At 60.8% G+C, this 16,368-nt stretch carries 13 protein-coding genes; 7 read left to right on the forward strand and 6 right to left on the reverse strand.

The annotated features are described in order from the left end of the window. The first annotated feature begins 125 nt into the window (after positions 1–125). Positions 126–1,091: a bile acid:sodium symporter family protein gene (locus tag LOY50_RS21125; RefSeq protein ID WP_214509599.1), complete on the forward strand. Its 966-nt coding sequence runs from the start codon at positions 126–128 to the stop codon at positions 1,089–1,091. Positions 1,092–1,209: 118 nt separating this feature from the next. Continuing rightward, positions 1,210–1,524, forward strand: a complete 315-nt coding sequence (sugE, locus tag LOY50_RS21130) for a quaternary ammonium compound efflux SMR transporter SugE (protein WP_014339708.1) — start codon at positions 1,210–1,212, stop codon at positions 1,522–1,524. 149 nt (positions 1,525–1,673) lie between these two features. Here sugE and LOY50_RS21135 read toward each other — a convergent pair whose 3' ends face one another. The 4 genes from LOY50_RS21135 to LOY50_RS21150 form a co-directional block, all read right to left on the reverse strand. Then, positions 1,674–3,548: an MFS transporter gene (locus tag LOY50_RS21135; RefSeq protein ID WP_214509598.1), complete on the reverse strand. Its 1,875-nt coding sequence runs from the start codon at positions 3,546–3,548 to the stop codon at positions 1,674–1,676. Between the two features lie 81 nt (positions 3,549–3,629). Next, positions 3,630–4,778 (reverse strand): TDT family transporter, encoded by a 1,149-nt coding sequence (locus LOY50_RS21140; RefSeq protein WP_258689104.1) that lies wholly within the window; start codon positions 4,776–4,778, stop codon positions 3,630–3,632. A 103-nt stretch (positions 4,779–4,881) separates the two neighbouring features. Further along, complete coding sequence (locus LOY50_RS21145; protein ID WP_018604299.1) at positions 4,882–5,193, reverse strand: cupin domain-containing protein; 312 nt, start codon at positions 5,191–5,193, stop codon at positions 4,882–4,884. Between the two features lie 69 nt (positions 5,194–5,262). Continuing rightward, complete coding sequence (locus LOY50_RS21150; RefSeq protein WP_258689106.1) at positions 5,263–6,453, reverse strand: MFS transporter; 1,191 nt, start codon at positions 6,451–6,453, stop codon at positions 5,263–5,265. A 103-nt stretch (positions 6,454–6,556) separates the two neighbouring features. Here LOY50_RS21150 and LOY50_RS21155 point away from each other — a divergent pair, with 103 nt between their 5' ends. Then, entirely contained in the window at positions 6,557–7,096 is a 540-nt protein-coding gene (locus tag LOY50_RS21155; protein ID WP_258689107.1) for a TetR/AcrR family transcriptional regulator, read from the forward strand. Between the two features lie 249 nt (positions 7,097–7,345). Next, the gene (locus LOY50_RS21160) at positions 7,346–10,816 is read left to right on the forward strand and encodes a PAS domain-containing hybrid sensor histidine kinase/response regulator (protein ID WP_258689108.1); all 3,471 of its coding nucleotides are present in this window, start codon (positions 7,346–7,348) and stop codon (positions 10,814–10,816) included. 172 nt (positions 10,817–10,988) lie between these two features. Here LOY50_RS21160 and rmuC read toward each other — a convergent pair whose 3' ends face one another. Then, on the reverse strand, positions 10,989–12,377 hold the full coding sequence (rmuC, locus tag LOY50_RS21165) for a DNA recombination protein RmuC (protein ID WP_186007475.1): 1,389 nt from the start codon (positions 12,375–12,377) through the stop codon (positions 10,989–10,991). Positions 12,378–12,565: 188 nt separating this feature from the next. Next, positions 12,566–12,889: a sel1 repeat family protein gene (locus tag LOY50_RS21170; RefSeq protein WP_253477151.1), complete on the reverse strand. Its 324-nt coding sequence runs from the start codon at positions 12,887–12,889 to the stop codon at positions 12,566–12,568. Between the two features lie 1,002 nt (positions 12,890–13,891). Between LOY50_RS21170 and LOY50_RS21175 the strand changes: the two genes are divergently transcribed. From LOY50_RS21175 to LOY50_RS21185, 3 genes are all read left to right on the forward strand, one after another. After that, on the forward strand, positions 13,892–14,116 hold the full coding sequence (locus tag LOY50_RS21175) for a hypothetical protein (protein WP_003204606.1): 225 nt from the start codon (positions 13,892–13,894) through the stop codon (positions 14,114–14,116). A 276-nt stretch (positions 14,117–14,392) separates the two neighbouring features. Next, positions 14,393–14,875, forward strand: a complete 483-nt coding sequence (locus LOY50_RS21180; RefSeq protein WP_258689109.1) for a hypothetical protein — start codon at positions 14,393–14,395, stop codon at positions 14,873–14,875. Between the two features lie 144 nt (positions 14,876–15,019). Further along, positions 15,020–16,291 (forward strand): OmpP1/FadL family transporter, encoded by a 1,272-nt coding sequence (locus tag LOY50_RS21185; RefSeq protein WP_214509593.1) that lies wholly within the window; start codon positions 15,020–15,022, stop codon positions 16,289–16,291. The last annotated feature ends 77 nt before the right edge of the window (positions 16,292–16,368 follow it).

Here is a 16,368-nt window from a genome sequence, read left to right on the forward strand (position 1 = left end):
TGTGGGAGCGAGCTTGCTCGCGATAGCGGTATGACAGCCACCGAGATGTTGACTGACACACCGCCATCGCGAGCAAGCTCGCTCCCACATTAGTATTCGGTGTTCTTATTAATAAGGATCAGGTCATGCGCGCACTGGCTGCATTGAGCCGCTTTGTCGGCAATACCTTCGCTTACTGGGTTCTGATTTTCGCGGTGGTGGCGTTTCTGCAGCCGGCCTGGTTCATCGGTCTAAAAAGCGCCATTGTGCCGCTGCTGGGCCTGGTGATGTTCGGCATGGGCCTGACCCTCAAGCTCGAAGACTTCGCCGAAGTCGCACGCCATCCCTGGCGCGTGGCCCTCGGCGTGGTCGCGCATTTCGTGATCATGCCCGGTGTGGCCTGGTTGCTCTGCCAGGTGTTCCACCTGCCACCGGAAATCGCCGTCGGCGTGATTCTGGTGGGCTGCTGCCCAAGCGGTACCTCGTCGAATGTCATGACCTGGCTGGCCCGTGGCGACCTGGCCCTGTCGGTAGCCATCGCCGCCGTCACGACCCTGCTCGCGCCGCTGCTGACCCCGGCGCTGATCTGGCTGCTGGCCTCGGCCTGGCTGCCGGTATCGTTCATGGAGCTGTTCTGGTCGATCCTGCAAGTAGTGCTGCTGCCAATCGTGCTGGGCGTGGTGGCGCAGCGGCTGCTGGGGGACAAGGTGCGTCATGCGGTGGAGGTGTTGCCGTTGGTGTCGGTGGTGAGCATCGTCATCATCGTCACCGCCGTCGTTGCCGCCAGCCAGGCAAAAATTGCCGAGTCGGGGCTGTTGATCATGGCCGTGGTGATGCTGCACAACAGCTTCGGCTTTTTGCTGGGTTACTTCACCGGGCATCTGTTCAAGCTGCCGCTGGCCCAGCGTAAATCCCTGGCGCTGGAAGTCGGCATGCAGAACTCCGGCCTGGGTGCTGCGTTGGCGAGTGCACACTTTTCGCCACTGGCGGCGGTACCCAGCGCACTGTTCAGCGTCTGGCACAACATTTCCGGTGCCCTGCTCTCGACGTACTTCCGGCGCATGAGCGAAAAACAGGACCGTGAACTACAGGCCCGTCAAGCGGCGGACTGAAGGACAATCTTGACCGAGTCGTCAGCATTGGGCACTCTTGCGCCCAATGCGGGGACGACCCCGCAACGCTAGAGCGATCATTATCCGGGGACGACCCCATCCATCGATGAGGTGTGTGATGTCCTGGATCATTCTGTTTTTTGCCGGCCTGTTCGAAGTCGGCTGGGCTGTCGGCCTGAAATACACCGACGGCTTCAGCCGCCCTCTCCCCACTGCACTGACAATCGCCGCCATGGCGATCAGCCTCGGCCTGCTCGGCCTTGCAATGAAAGAACTGCCGCTGGGTACGGCCTACGCAATCTGGACCGGGGTCGGTGCCGTGGGCACGGTGATCGCCGGGATCATTTTGTTTGGTGAGTCGATGGCACTGGTGCGCCTGGCCAGCGTGGCGTTGATCGTTGCAGGGTTGATCGGGCTCAAGGTCAGCACCTGAGCCCTCCCTGTAGGAGCAAGACCTTCCAGGAACAGTGGAACTTGTAGGAACAAAACCTGTGGGAGCAAGGCTTGCCCGCGATAGCGATCTCAGGGCCGCCATCGCGAGCAAGCTTTGCTCCCACAGGCCTTCTCCCACAGTTTTTCGTTCTAGCGGACAGTCCCACGCAACTCCCCCACCAACGCCTGCAACTTCGCCGGCTCAGCCACTTCCACCGCGACCGCCGAACCCGCCACCAGCGTCACCCGCGACCAGAACCGACGAAACAGCCCTTTGGCCGGGTCGCGACTGAAGAAGCTGCCCCACAAACCCTGCAACGCCAGGGGAATCACCGGTACCGGGGTTTCCTGGAGGATGCGTGTCAGTCCGCTCTTGAACTCATTGATCTCACCGTCGCCAGTCAGTTTTCCTTCAGGGAAGATGCAGACCAGCTCGCCGTCCTTCAGGTATTGGGCGATTCGCTTGAAGGCTTTTTCGTAGATGTGAATGTCTTCCTGGCGCCCGGCAATCGGGATCGTCCCGGCGGTACGGAAGATGAAATTCAACACCGGCAGGTTGTAGATCTTGTAGTACATCACGAAGCGAATCGGCCGACGCACCGCGCCGCCAATCAGCAAGGCATCGACGAAGGAGACGTGGTTGCAGACCAACAGCGCAGCGCCTTCATCCGGGATCGCCTCCAGGTTGCGGTGCTCCACGCGGTACATGGAATGGCTCAGCAGCCAGATCATGAAACGCATGCTGAACTCAGGAACGATCTTGAAGATGTAGGCGTTGACGCCGATGTTGAGCAACGACACCACCAGGAACAACTGCGGGATCGACAGCTTGGCCAGGCTCAGCAACACGATGGAGACGATGGCCGAGACCACCATGAACAACGCGTTGAGAATGTTGTTGGCGGCAATCACCCGCGCCCGCTCGTTCTCCACCGTGCGCGACTGGATCAGCGCGTACAGCGGCACGATGTAGAAACCGCCAAAGACACCCAGGCCCAGGATGTCGATCAACACCAGCCAGGCGTGACCGAAACCGAGCACTTCAAGCCAACCATGGCCCTCGACGCTGTCGGGGATTCCACCGGAATGCCACCACAGCAGCAGACCGAACACCGTCAGCCCGAACGAGCCGAACGGCACCAGGCCGATCTCGACTTTGCGCCCGGAAAGCTTTTCGCAGAGCATCGAACCCAAGGCGATCCCCACCGAGAACACCGTCAGGATCAAGGTCACCACGGTTTCGTCACCGTGCATCCACTCCTTGGCATAGGCGGGGATCTGCGTCAGGTAGATCGCACCGACGAACCAGAACCAGGAGTTGCCGACAATCGACCGGGACACCGCCGGGGTTTGCCCCAACCCCAGTTTCAGGGTGGCCCAGGATTGGCTGAAGATGTTCCAGTTCAGGCGCATTTGCGGCGAGGCCGCGGCCGCGCGCGGAATGCTGCGGCTGGCCAGGTAACCGAGCACGGCAACGCCGATGATCGCGGTGGACACCACGGGTGCGTATTGCGCCGAGGACATCATGATCCCGGCGCCGATGGTGCCGGCCAGGATCGCCAGGAACGTGCCCATCTCCACCAGGCCGTTGCCGCCGACCAACTCTTCCTCACGCAAGGCCTGGGGCAGGATCGAGTACTTCACCGGGCCGAACAACGCCGAATGCGTGCCCATGGCGAACAGCGCCACCAGCATCAGCGACAAGTGATCGAACAGAAACCCTGCTGCGCCGACCGCCATGATGGCGATTTCGCCGAGCTTGATCAGACGAATCAACGCGTCCTTGGCGAATTTTTCCCCGAACTGCCCTGCCAGAGCGGAGAACAGAAAGAACGGCAGGATAAACAGCAGCGCGCAGAGGTTGACCCAGATCGAGCGGTCCCCCTCGATGGTCAATTTGTAGAGGATGGCGAGGATCAGCGACTGCTTGAAAATATTGTCGTTGAACGCGCCCAAGGACTGCGTGATGAAGAACGGCAGGAATCGCCGCGTGCGAAGCAAGGTGAACTGCGAAGGGTGACTCATCTTCCATGTTCCTGAGTGGCGTGGACGCTTATTGGAGTGAACGTTTTTCGATCCAGGCCACACATTACCTGTCTTTAGCGATTATTTCGCCAGCCCTGCAATACAGGGCGACACAAACAACTCACCGTGCCAGGCGCCCTGCACCGTACGCCGCCCGACGATCAGCCACATCACCACCAGCATCGCCACCAGCACAGCCCCGAACACGCTGAAAAAACCCAGGCCCAGCAGGTCCGCAAGCTTCAGCGTGGTCAGCGCGTATACGCCCAGGGGAAAGGTAAAGCCCCACCAGCCGAGGTTGAAGGGAATGCCTGCGCGCAGGTAGCGCGCGGTGATCAGCAGTGCCATCAACATCCACCACAACCCCAACCCCCACAGCGTGATACCGGCCACCAGGCCCAACCCGGCGGCGATTTCGCCCACGCCGGGCAGGCCATTGGCGGCAAAAATCAGCGGGGCATCGTTGCCCAGCAGCAACATGCCCAGGGCGCCGGTGCCGATCGGGCCGAGGGCCAGCCAGCTCGAGGCGGCCATGTTTTCGTGAGGCAGTTTGTGCAGCGCCATGCGCAACAGCAAAATCGTCAGGATGCTGAACGCCACCGGCAGGGAAAAGGCCCAGAACACGTAGCTGGTCACCAGCATGACCAGTTGCCCATGAGCGTCGGCCAGATGCGGCGCCAACAGCCCGCCACTGGCCGCCGCGACTTCGGCAGCCACCACCGGCAAGAGCCACACGGCGGTCATCTGGCCGATGCGGTGTTCCTGGCGGGTGAACATCAAGAACGGGATCAGCACACCACAGGCCAGCGACATGACCACGTCGATCCACCATAACGCCTCTGTCACCGCCACCACGCCCTCCCCCCAGCGCGGCAGCCCAAATACCAAAAAGCCGTTGATGATGGTCGCCAGCCCCATGGGAATGGTGCCGAAAAACATCGAGACCGTTGAATGGCCGAAAATCCGTCGCGCTTCGTCGAAGAACAACACCCAACGGGCCGTGTACAGGAGGGCGAACACCACGAACAACAGCGTGTTGAACAACCACAAACCCTCACCCAAGAGGCGCAGGCCCGGCACATTCCCAGGCCATTGCGCCAAGGCCAGCGCCAGCACTCCGGTGCCCATGACCACGGCAAACCAGTTAGGCGTGAATTGGCGAATGGCCTCCAGCGGCCTGGGCAAATGGCTCAATGGACGCAAGCGGTTTTTTGCAGCGCAGCATGTCATGGCGAACTCCTGTCCTCGGATGAGGTGACGCCATGCTAGAGCCAGATCAAATATCTATATAACGGGTAATTTCTCTATATGTTATCGATTTCACAGATAGCTATCAGACGCTGCCTTCGGTCTCGATCACCAGGATTCTCGCTTCGCCCAAGGGCCTGGCCACATGTTCGGTGCCCACCGAGGCGTAAAAAATGTCCCCGGCCTCCAGCAAGGTCTCCTTTTCGACACCCTCTTCCCGATAGCACATCCGCACTTGCCCATCGAGCACCACGAAGACTTCCTCGCCGTCATTGACGTGCCATTTGTACGGCTGATCGGTCCAGTGCAGGCGCGTGGTGATGCCATTCATGTTGGCGATATCCAGCGCCGCCCAGGCGCGGTCCCCGGTGAAGGATTTGCTGCGAATGATTTTCAAGAGATCGTCCGAAAAAAAGACCGAGGCGCCAAGACTAACCCACTGCCAGCGGCGCCTGCACCCTTGGTTTCAAGGCCGCGCGCCATCGCTGACCGGTCTCATGGATTGACGTAACCCCAACAGCGCAGCGACACACAGCACAATCAACACCGCGCCATAACCATCGGTGGTCGGGATCAATCCGAACACTCGCGTCAGGTTCCCCGCCAGCAGCGACGGCAGGCTGAAGGCCAGGTAACTGAGGACATAGAACGCCGACATCAAACCGGCCCGTTCGTGGGGCAAGGCCAGCGGCATGATGCTGCGCAGCGCCCCCAGGAATCCTGCGCCAAAGCCGCCACCGGTGACCAGCGTGCCAATGAAGAACAATGGCAAGCTAGCGCCATGCACCGCCGCCAGCACCAATGCCAGGCCAATCACCAGCAAGCTCGCGGACAGGCGCAACATTTTGTCTGCACCTTGGTTGCGCAACAGGTAGATGGATAACGCGCCGCTGAGGGTCAACACCGCCACCAGCGCGCCACCGATCAGGTTGGAGGTCGATCCGGTTGCCGCCCGCACCAGGGACGGTGCCAGTGACAGGTAGAAACCGCCCACGGCCCAGGCCGCCAGGTCCAGCGGCAAGACCCGCCACAAGGCTTGCCGCGCCTGGGGCGGCACATGCAGGGTTGGCCGCAGGGACTGCCAGGCACCGGGTTGCGGGCTGACGCTTTCCGCCAGGCGCCAGAGGTAAACGGCCTGGGCCAGGAACAAGCCCAACAGCAGCCAGTACGTCAGTTGCAAGGGCAAGGGCGCGAACTCAGCCAGCAGGCCACAGCCCAGCGCCCCGCACGCCATGCCCAACAGCGGCGCGACACTGGTGATCAATGGGCCTTGGCGACGGTCGAAATCCAGCAAGGCAGCCCCCAGCACGCTGGTGGCCATGCCGGTGGCAAATCCCTGGATCAACCGGGCACTGATCAACCAGGCAACGCTGTCGGCGCTGATGAACAGCAGCATCGCCAGCATATTGAGCAACAATGCCGCGAAGATCACCGGTTTGCGGCCCAGGTAATCCGACAGCGATCCCACGGTCAGCAAGGCCGCCAACAGACTGAACGCGTACACACCGAAAATCAGCGTCAGGACGGCCGGGGAAAATTGCAATTGTTCCTGGTAGAGGTGGTACAACGGCGTCGGCGCGCTGGACGCGGCGAGAAAACCGAGCAAGGTGAGCGCCAGGAATATCAGGCTGGCGCGGGTCGAAGCTGGACGGGACATGGGCACGCTCCACAGGAGTATTCGCAAAAGCTAATTTTTTGCTTTTGTGGAGTGTGCTACCGGTGTGCGCTTAAAGCAAATTCTTTGTGTTAAGGTCTGACGCATGGCAATTAAAGAAGGTTTACGCCCAGGCGGTAGAAGCGCCCGGGTCCAAGAGTCGATTCATTCGGCGGTCCGCGACCTGCTGCAAGAGCAGGACCGCGCGACCCTGACCGTGCCGCAAATCGCTGCGCGTGCCGGGGTGACGCCGTCCACCATCTACCGACGCTGGGGTGATCTGCCGGCGTTGCTGGCCGACGTCGCCATCGCTCGTTTGCGCCCCGACAGCGAACCCGCCAACACCAGCAGCCTGCGCGGCGACCTGCTCGCCTGGGCCGAACAGTACCTGGACGAAATGAGTTCCGAGCCCGGTCGCAACATGATGCGCGACATCCAGGCCTGCGCCACGCCGGGGTATTGCGTGGGGATCATCAGCCGTCAGTTGCAGATCATTCTGGAGCGCTACCCCGATGAGCCCAATCCAGGCGTCGAACGGCTGATCAATGTGATCGTGGCGCCGACGGTGTTTCGCATCCTCTTTGCTACCGCGCCACTTGAGGTTGGGGAGTTGTATCGGTTGGTGGATATTGCGTTGGCTCAGTAGGCCGCCATCGCGAGCAAGCTCGCTCCCACACTTGATCTGCTGCGAATACAAAATTTATGCTCGCCCAAGAAACAGTGAGGGAGCGAGCTTGCTCGCGATGAGGCCAGCAAAACCCCTGCATAACCCAAGAATCCCCCCGCCTGCGACACCCCACCACGCCTCGACCTTGGTCGACACTGACGAACCCGAGCGGGCATGCGAGACTGTCCTGCCGGGCTCAAGTCCCGGTGTCTCTGTCCGGGAGTTTCCATGTCGCTGTCCAGCGGGCTGATCGCCGTTGTCGCCTTGGCCTATATGGCCATCATGTTCGCCATCGCCTTCTACGGCGACCGGCGCAGCACACCGTTGCCGCCACGGGTGCGGGCCTGGGTCTACAGCCTGTCGCTGGCGGTGTATTGCACCAGCTGGACGTTCTTTGGCGCCGTCGGCCAGGCCGCCGAACAGCTCTGGGCATTCCTGCCGATCTACCTCGGGCCGATCCTGCTGCTGGTGCTGGCGCCGTGGGTCCTGCAGAAAATGGTGATGATCAGCAAACAGGAGAACATCACCTCCATCGCCGACTTCATCGCCGCCCGCTATGGCAAGTCCCAATCCCTGGCAGTGGTGGTCGCGCTGATCTGCCTGGTCGGCGTGCTGCCGTACATCGCCTTGCAGCTCAAGGGCATCGTGCTCGGGGTGAACCTGTTGATCGGTGCCGGCGCCGATGCCATGGGCACCCGCGCCCAGGACACCGCGCTGATCGTCTCGCTGATCCTGGCGCTGTTCACCATCGTATTCGGTACCCGCAACCTGGACGCCACCGAACACCACCGTGGCATGGTGCTGGCGATTGCCTTCGAATCCCTGGTCAAGCTGTTCGCCTTCCTGGCGGTCGGTGCATTCGTGACGTACGGCCTGTACGACGGCTTCGACGACCTGTTCAACCAGGCCATGCTCGCCCCACGGCTGGAGCAATACTGGAAAGAAACCATCAACTGGCCATCCATGGTAGTGCAGACCGGGGTGGCGATGATGGCGATCATCTGCTTGCCGCGGCAGTTCCACGTGACCGTGGTGGAGAACATCGAGCCTCAGGACCTGCGCCTGGCCAAGTGGGTGTTCCCCGCCTACCTGGCCCTGGCCGCGCTGTTCGTGGTGCCCATCGCCCTCGCCGGGCAAATGATGCTGCCCAGCTCGGTACTGCCAGATTCGTTCGTCATCAGCCTGCCGCTGGCCCAGGCCCATCCGGCCCTGGCGTTGCTGGCGTTCATTGGCGGCGCCTCGGCGGCTACCGGCATGGTGATCGTGGCCAGCGTGGCGCTGTCCACCATGGTCTCCAACGACATGCTGTTACCGTGGCTGCTGCGCCGCAACAACGCCGAGCGGCCTTTCGAAGTGTTTCGCCAGTGGATGCTGTCGGTGCGTCGGGTGAGCATCGTGGTGATCCTGTTGCTGGCCTATGTCAGCTACCGCCTGCTGGGCTCGACGGCGAGCCTGGCAACCATCGGCCAGATCGCCTTCGCCGCCGTGACCCAACTGGCCCCGGCCATGCTCGGCGCGCTGTACTGGAAACAGGCCAACCGCCGCGGTGTATTCGCCGGCCTCGCCATGGGGATTTTCCTGTGGTTCTACACCCTGGTGTTACCGATCGCCGCTCACAGCCTTGGCTGGTCGCTCAGCAGCTTCCCGGGCTTGGCCTGGTTGCACGGCAATCCATTGAACCTGCCGATTACCCCTCTGACCCAAGGGGTGGTCCTGTCCCTGGCCGGTAACTTCACGCTGTTTGCCTGGGTGTCCGTGCTCTCGCGCACACGCGTCTCGGAACACTGGCAGGCCGGACGCTTCATCGGCCAGGAAATCAGCGCCCGCCCCAACCCCCGCTCAATGCTGGCGGTGCACATCGAAGACCTGTTGCAACTGGCCGCGCGCTTCGTCGGCGAGGAGCGGGCGCGGCAGAGTTTCATTCGCTTTGCCTACCGCCAGGGCAAAGGCTTCAACCCGACCCAGAACGCCGACAGCGAATGGATCGCCCACACCGAGCGCCTGCTGGCCGGTGTACTCGGGGCCTCTTCGACAAGGGCTGTGGTAAAAGCCGCCATTGAAGGTCGGGAGATGCAGCTCGAAGACGTCGTCCGGATCGCAGACGAAGCCTCAGAAGTGCTGCAGTTCAACCGTGCCCTGCTGCAAGGCGCCATCGAGAACATCAGCCAGGGCGTCAGCGTGGTCGACCAGTCCCTCAGGCTGGTGGCCTGGAATCGTCGCTACCTGGAACTGTTCAAGTATCCGGACGGTTTGATCAGTGTCGGCCGGCCCATTGCCGATATCATCCGCTACAACGCCGAGCGTGGTCTCTGCGGCCCAGGCGAAGCCGAAGTTCACGTCGCCCGACGCCTGCACTGGATGCGCCAGGGCCGCGCTCATACCTCTGAACGATTGTTCCCCAACGGCCGGGTGATCGAGCTGATCGGCAACCCGATGCCCGGTGGCGGTTTCGTCATGAGTTTCACCGACATCACCGCGTTCCGCGAGGCCGCACAAGCGCTGACCGAAGCCAACGAGGGGCTGGAGCAACGGGTGGCCGATCGCACCCGGGAATTGTCACAACTGAACCTGGCCCTGACCGAAGCCAAGAGCACCGCCGAAGCGGCCTATCAATCCAAGACCCGGTTCCTGGCGGCGGTCAGCCACGACCTGATGCAACCGCTCAACGCCGCGCGGCTGTTCTCTGCCGCGCTGTCCCACCAGCACGAGGGTTTGCCGAGCGAGGCCCGGCAACTGGTGCAGCATCTGGACAGTTCGCTGCGTTCCGCTGAAGACCTGATCACCGACCTGCTGGACATCTCCCGCCTGGAAAACGGCAAGATCAACCCCGACCGCAAGCCGTTCGTCCTCAACGAGTTGTTCGACACCTTGGGCGCCGAGTTCACGGCGCAGGCCCAGGAACAAGGCCTGAAATTCCGAATGCGGGGCTCGCGGCTGCGGGTCGACAGCGACATCAAGTTGTTGCGGCGGGTTTTGCAGAACTTCCTCACCAACGCCTTCCGCTACGCCAAGGGCCCGGTGCTGTTGGGGGTACGTCGGCGCAACGGCGAGTTGTGCCTGGAGGTCTGGGATCGCGGGCCGGGCATCGCCGAGGATAAGCTGCAGGTCATTTTCGAAGAGTTCAAACGCCTGGACAGCCACCAGACCCGCGCCGAAAAAGGCCTGGGCCTGGGTCTGGCCATCGCCGACGGGCTCTGCCGCGTGCTGGGCCATACCTTGCGCGTGCGCTCCTGGCCGGGGCGTGGCAGCGTGTTCAGCGTCAGCGTCCCCTTGGCCCATACACAGGTCGTCGCACCGAGCCCCGCGGCTGAACTCAACGGTCATTTGCCAATCGGTGCCCAGGTGCTGTGTGTCGACAACGAAGACAGCATCCTGATCGGCATGAACAGCCTGCTGACACGCTGGGGTTGCCAGGTGTGGACGGCGCGCAACCGGGAAGAATGCGAGCGTTGGCTGGCCCAGGGCGGTCGACCGCAACTGGCGCTGGTGGATTTTCATCTGGACGACGGCGAGACCGGCACCGAACTGATGGCCTGGTTGCGCACGCGCATGGGGGAACCGATTCCCGGTGTGGTAATCAGCGCCGACGGCCGACCTGAGATGGTCGCCCAGGTGCATGCCGCAGGCCTGGATTACCTGGCCAAGCCGGTGAAGCCGGCGGCGTTGCGGGCGTTGTTGAGTCGGCATTTGCCGTTGTAATGATGTGTCCCCGTGAGCACAGCGTGCCCTCTATGGACACACTGTTCACCCTGTGGCGAGGGAGCTTGCTCCCGCTTGAGTGCGCAGCACTCACAAAAAAAGGGGCCGCTGCGCAGTCCAGCGGGAGCAAGCTCCCTCGCCACAGGGTTCCGCTTCAGCCTTGGGATCTGCTTCAGCCCTGGGTTTTCTCGCTGGTTTCTTCCGGCAACTCAGGCAGCCCATCCGCATCGGTCATCGCCCGTTCGAGCAATTCGCTGGGCAAACTCTTGCTGGCCCGAGCGCCGAGCAGTTTGAGCTGTTCGCTGCGGCTGATCAGGTTGCCGCGCCCTTCCGTCAGCTTGTTGCGCGCCGCACTGTAGGCTTTGTCCAGCTGCTGCAAGCGACTGCCAATCTCGTCCAGGTCCTGGATGAACAAGACGAACTTGTCATACAGCCACCCGGCCCGCTCGGCGATTTCCCGGGCGTTCTGGCTCTGGCGCTCCTGCTTCCACAAGCTGTCGATCACCCGTAGGGTCGCCAGTAATGTGGTCGGGCTGACGATCACGATGTTGCGGTCGAAAGCTTCCTGGAACAGGTTCGGCTCGGCTTGCAGGGCGGCGGAAAACGCCGCTTCGATCGGCACGAACAACAACACGAAATCCAGGCTGTGCAAACCGTCCAGGCGTTTGTAGTCCTTGCCGGCCAAGCCTTTGACGTGGGCGCGCAACGACACCACATGTTGCTTGAGGGCGAGTTGGCCAATGGCGTCATCTTCGGCGGCCACATATTGCTGATAGGCCGTGAGGCTGACCTTGGAGTCGACCACCACCTGCTTGTCGCCAGGCAGGTAAATCAACACGTCCGGCTGGAAACGCTCACCGTCCGGGCCCTTGAGGCTGACCTGGGTCTGATACTCGCGGCCCTTCTCCAGGCCGGCATGTTCGAGCACTCGCTCCAGAATCAGCTCGCCCCAGTTGCCCTGGGTCTTCTGGCCCTTGAGTGCCCGAGTGAGGTTGGTGGCCTCGTCGCTCAAGCGCAGGTTCAGCTGTTGCAAGCGCTCCAGCTCCTTGCCCAGGGAAAAACGTTCCCGGGCCTCGGCCTGATAACTTTCTTCGACGCGTTTTTCAAAGGACTGGATGCGCTCCTTCAGCGGATCGAGCAACTGACCCAGGCGCTGGTGGCTGGTCTCGGCGAAACGCTGCTCACGCTCATCGAAGATTTTTCCGGCAAGCTCGGCGAACTGTGCCCGCAACTCGTCGCGCGAACCTTGCAGATCATCCAGGCGTTGCTGATGGCTTTCCTGCTGCTCACGCAGTTCGGCATGCAACGACGCCGCCTGGGCATCGAGCCGCCGCAGTTCCGCTTCCTTGTTGGCGCGCTCGAGGTTCCAGGCGTGGGCCGCATCCCGGGCGTTGTCGCGCTCGATCTGCAACAACTCGACTTCACGACAGGCCGCGGCAAGCTCGGCTTGCTTGGCGGCGTTGGCCTGGCTCAGGTCGCTGATCTCATCGCGGCAGGCATCGAGCTGGGCATTGAGGCCGTCGTGGGCCATGTGCGCAGTGGCCAGGCGTTCTTCCAGCAGGGCCTGTTCGGTCTGCGCAGCGCCGGCCTGGCGTTGCAGGTGCCAGGCCAGTGCCAGCAACGGCACCGCAGCGCCCGCCAGGCCAAACAACAGGCTGGTCAAATCCATAGCCATGACAATTCCTGCCGATCAAATAAAGCCCGAAGGTTAACCAAGCGGCCGGGGGTTGCCCAGCTCGGTCTTCGTTTTCAGCCTTTGATTTCACCGAGGGCCCGGCGGGCTCGATCATCGCCGGCCCGCGCAGCCTGGCGCAGCAGGTCCTGGCCGATGCGGCGATCCCGGGCGTTGCCGCATTCACGGCACATCAATTGTCCGAGGCGACTTTGTGCGGCCACCACGCCTTCACGGGCCGGTTGCTTGAGTAAACGGCCGGCCAGGTGCTTGACGCTGGGGCTATCTCCCAGTCGCGGGCTGTCGAGCAGCCACTCGGCCACCCGCATCGAAATACGCTTGGGTGGGGTAACACCATGGGGTGTGGAGGTAACAGGATTTGATACGGAGCGAAACTTCATAAAACACTGTGGGATAGATCGGAAGGCGCGCCACTCTACTCCTTTTTTCGTAGGGGTAAAGCCGAAAAAAACCAGCACGCCCGTGCTAGAGCAAGCGCTTGGGACAATCCACAGAAGCTGTGGATAACTCAGTGGACAACCCACCCTGAACTCGTGCAAAGCCCTGTGGAACGGGGCCTGCGCTCAAACTGACGATTTTTTCACCAGTAAAAAAAAGCGATGTTTTTCATTGACTTAAATTTTGGATGCAGGCACCCACCCCGGATTGTTTCGACATGACAGTACAGTGACACGTGGTGCAGCGAGTGTGCACAAGTAACAGCCGAATGGGTTATAACGCTGTGCTTTTTTGGCGCATCTGGCGGTAAAACCTGGGGATAACCCGTGGCGAGGGAGCTTGCTCCCGCTGGGGCGCGAAGCGGCCCTGTTTTGGGGCTGCTACGCAGCCCAGCGGGAGCAAGCTCCCTCGCCACGAGAATATTACTAGGCTGTTCTCTTAACTAGTCGGCATCAGGGTTAGGCCCTACTTGAATATTTTTTAACCAACGCCCTTCCCTTCACAAGCTCGATCCGTTAGTATCCGCAGCGTTAGTACCAAGCTGAAAGTCAATTCCGGGTCGAACACATCTCCACGGTCAGCCATCCTTCAAAGGACGCCTCACCGAAAAAAGGAGACCGGCCCCCTCGATGGTTTCCAGGTAAACCTTGCGTCAACATAGCCTTTGATCGAATGCAAAGGGTGTTGCCAGGCTAATTACTCTGACCGAACCAACCTGCAAAATTGATCAGGATCTTCACCCCGGGCCCAGAACCTTTGCCCTCGATGTGTTGCCTGCCCTCCTAAGTACCTACCTGCCAGCCCAAGCGCGCACTTTATATAGCGCTCAAACTGGCTGCTTTGTTCCAGTCGGGTTCTTCGTTCGACCAATGGTGGTCGACGTTACTGGAACGTTTTAACGTTGCACGGTTCTTAACCGTGTCATTTGTAGGAACACCCATAACATGTCTACTCAAATCCACGCACAGGATGCTATCCGCACCCTAACCAACGCTTTTGCCCCGATGAACTGCCTGATCATGGCCGCTCGCAAAGGCTGCTTCAGCTTCACCCTAGTCAACGAACACGGCATCGCCCGTCACAGCGAACGCCTGTACCCCGATCAGTACTCCAGCGCCGAACCGCTGCAGGCCGTGATCGAGCGTACCCGCCAGGCACTGGTTGCCTGAGACGCCAGAAAGGCTGAAACCCCAAAGGCCCCGCCCAAAAAGCGGGGTTTTTTATTGCCTGGAATTCCTCGATTAAGCGAAACGGCGTAAGTACCAAGGGATATAACAGTTATAACCGTTCGTTGAAGATGTTTTAAAAACAGTCCTTTACAACGTAAATATGACACTACACTTCAAGTCAAGCGGCATGATCCGCTTCCGGCGGGGCCTGGACCGATCCACCGCTGCCAAGCCCACACTCTTCAGGCTCCGCCCATTTCACACTTCGAGGGTTTTATGGGTATCGCTGCCAGCGAACTGTGTCGATATGTGATCCGCCCGACGCTCCTCTACCTTGAGCGTCACAGCGCAACTGCGGAATCCTTGTTGCTGGGTATTGCCGCCAGCCAGTCCGCCCTGGGTTCAGCCCTGCATGATCGCCGCGGGCATGGCCTGTATCGCATTACCGAGCCCCGACACCAGGCACTCTGGGACCATTACCTGGCGCTGGACCCGGAACGTGCCAGCCTGGTACGCGGCCTGGCCAGCCAGCACGCCTTTCTCAGCGGCCCGCACCTGGAATTGACCGTCAACCTGCGCTATGCCACCGCCATTGCCTGGCTGCTGGTGGAGGAACAGAACACTCCGCTTCCCGAATCCGATGACCTGCTTGGCATGGCCCGCATCTGGCGACAAACCTTTCACCCCCAAGGGCGCCTGCGAGATTTCACCTGCGCCTGGCGAAGCTGTGTTTCACCACTGAATCAGGTCGCTTGCTGATGGGAAATTTGGAAACTTCCTGCAACGGTCGCGAATCTGGTCGGATTGTCCTACAAAACCCCTCTAAATCAAGCGATAAGGGCTATAGCGCTTGCACGAAAATGTTGGTAATTTTCGCCCCGGTGATCATCAGGAGTTCTAACAATGAAAAAAATCATGCTCAAAACCACCCTTGGCCTTGCCGTGACCTTGGCATCCACCCAACTTTTCGCCAGTGGCTTTGCCTTGAACGAACAAAGCATCAGTGGCATGGGCACTGGTTTCGCAGGTCGTTCTTCCGCTGCCGATGACGCCAGTACCGTGTTTGGCAACCCTGCCGGCATGTCGCGCCTCAAGCGCCAGCAAGTCACCGGTGGCTTCGCCGCCATTGATGCCTCCACCGATATCGACGATGCCAGCGGCACCCAGTCCGGCACCAACAAGGGCGACATGGTCCCGCTGACCGGTGTTCCGATGGGCTATTACGTCAAGCCTATCGATGATCAGTGGGCGTTCGGCCTGGGTGTCTACGCACCGTTCGGCTTGATCACCGACTATGAAAATGGCTTCCAGGGCGGCAACTTCGGCAGCAAGAGCGAAGTGAAGGTCGTCACGTTCCAGCCAACCGTCAGCTATGCCTTCAACGACAAGGTATCGATCGGTTTCGGCCCGACCATCAACCGTATTTCCGGCTCCCTGGAATCGACCCTGACCACACCACTGTCGCCTAATGACGGCGACGTGAAGATCAAGGGCGACGACATTGGCTATGGCTACAATATCGGCGTGCTGGTCCAGGCGACCGACACTACTCGCGTTGGTCTGACCTACCACTCCAAGGTCAAGTACAAACTCGAAGGCCACACTGAGGTAAATCCGGGAGCCGGCACACCTGCCTTCCTGCTCGACAGCGGTCGCTACGATGCCTCGCTGGATATCACGACTCCTGAATCGGTGGACTTTTCGGTCACCCAGCAAATCAACGATGCCTGGACCGTCTACGCCGGTAGCACCTGGACTCGCTGGAGCCGCCTGAAAGAAATCACCGTGAACAATGAAGGTGTGACTGGCCCCCTGGCTCCCAACTTCTTCACCAACATCACCGAAGAGCAAAACTGGCACGACACCTGGGCCTACGCCATCGGTACTTCCTACCAGTTGAACAAACAGTGGGTACTGCGTACAGGCCTGTCTTTCGACCAGGCGCCAACCAACAACGCCGACCGCTCGCCACGCATCCCTACTGGCGACCGGACCATCTTCAGCCTCGGTGCCGGCTGGAGCCCAACCGACGACCTGACCATCGACGTGGCTTATTCCTACCTCAAGGAAGAAAAAGTCAACGTCAGCGGCAGCAACGCCCTCGGCCAGTCCTACAACGCCAAATATGAAAACAGCGCCAACGGTTTCGGTGTCGGTGCAACCTACCGCTTCTGATGTTTCACGGCGAACCTGAACCACTCGCCACCTGAAGCGAAAAAAAGCCCCGCACTCTGCAAAGAGGCGGGGCTTTT

Origin of the sequence: Pseudomonas sp. B21-010 (assembly GCF_024749325.1) — a bacterium.
GTDB lineage: Bacteria > Pseudomonadota > Gammaproteobacteria > Pseudomonadales > Pseudomonadaceae > Aquipseudomonas > Aquipseudomonas kilonensis.

Bases quoted from the DNA above. Each gene is read 5' to 3' on its own strand.
- LOY50_RS21125 (WP_214509599.1), top strand. From the start codon at position 126: ATGCGCGCACTGGCTGCATTGAGCCGCTTTGTCGGCAATACCTTCGCT.
- sugE (WP_014339708.1), top strand. From the start codon at position 1,210: ATGTCCTGGATCATTCTGTTTTTTGCCGGCCTGTTCGAAGTCGGCTGG.
- LOY50_RS21135 (WP_214509598.1), bottom strand. From the start codon at position 3,548: ATGAGTCACCCTTCGCAGTTCACCTTGCTTCGCACGCGGCGATTCCTG.
- LOY50_RS21140 (WP_258689104.1), bottom strand. From the start codon at position 4,778: ATGACATGCTGCGCTGCAAAAAACCGCTTGCGTCCATTGAGCCATTTG.
- LOY50_RS21150 (WP_258689106.1), bottom strand. From the start codon at position 6,453: ATGTCCCGTCCAGCTTCGACCCGCGCCAGCCTGATATTCCTGGCGCTC.
- LOY50_RS21155 (WP_258689107.1), top strand. From the start codon at position 6,557: ATGGCAATTAAAGAAGGTTTACGCCCAGGCGGTAGAAGCGCCCGGGTC.
- LOY50_RS21160 (WP_258689108.1), top strand. From the start codon at position 7,346: ATGTCGCTGTCCAGCGGGCTGATCGCCGTTGTCGCCTTGGCCTATATG.
- LOY50_RS21170 (WP_253477151.1), bottom strand. From the start codon at position 12,889: ATGAAGTTTCGCTCCGTATCAAATCCTGTTACCTCCACACCCCATGGT.
- LOY50_RS21175 (WP_003204606.1), top strand. From the start codon at position 13,892: ATGTCTACTCAAATCCACGCACAGGATGCTATCCGCACCCTAACCAAC.
- LOY50_RS21180 (WP_258689109.1), top strand. From the start codon at position 14,393: ATGGGTATCGCTGCCAGCGAACTGTGTCGATATGTGATCCGCCCGACG.
- LOY50_RS21185 (WP_214509593.1), top strand. From the start codon at position 15,020: ATGAAAAAAATCATGCTCAAAACCACCCTTGGCCTTGCCGTGACCTTG.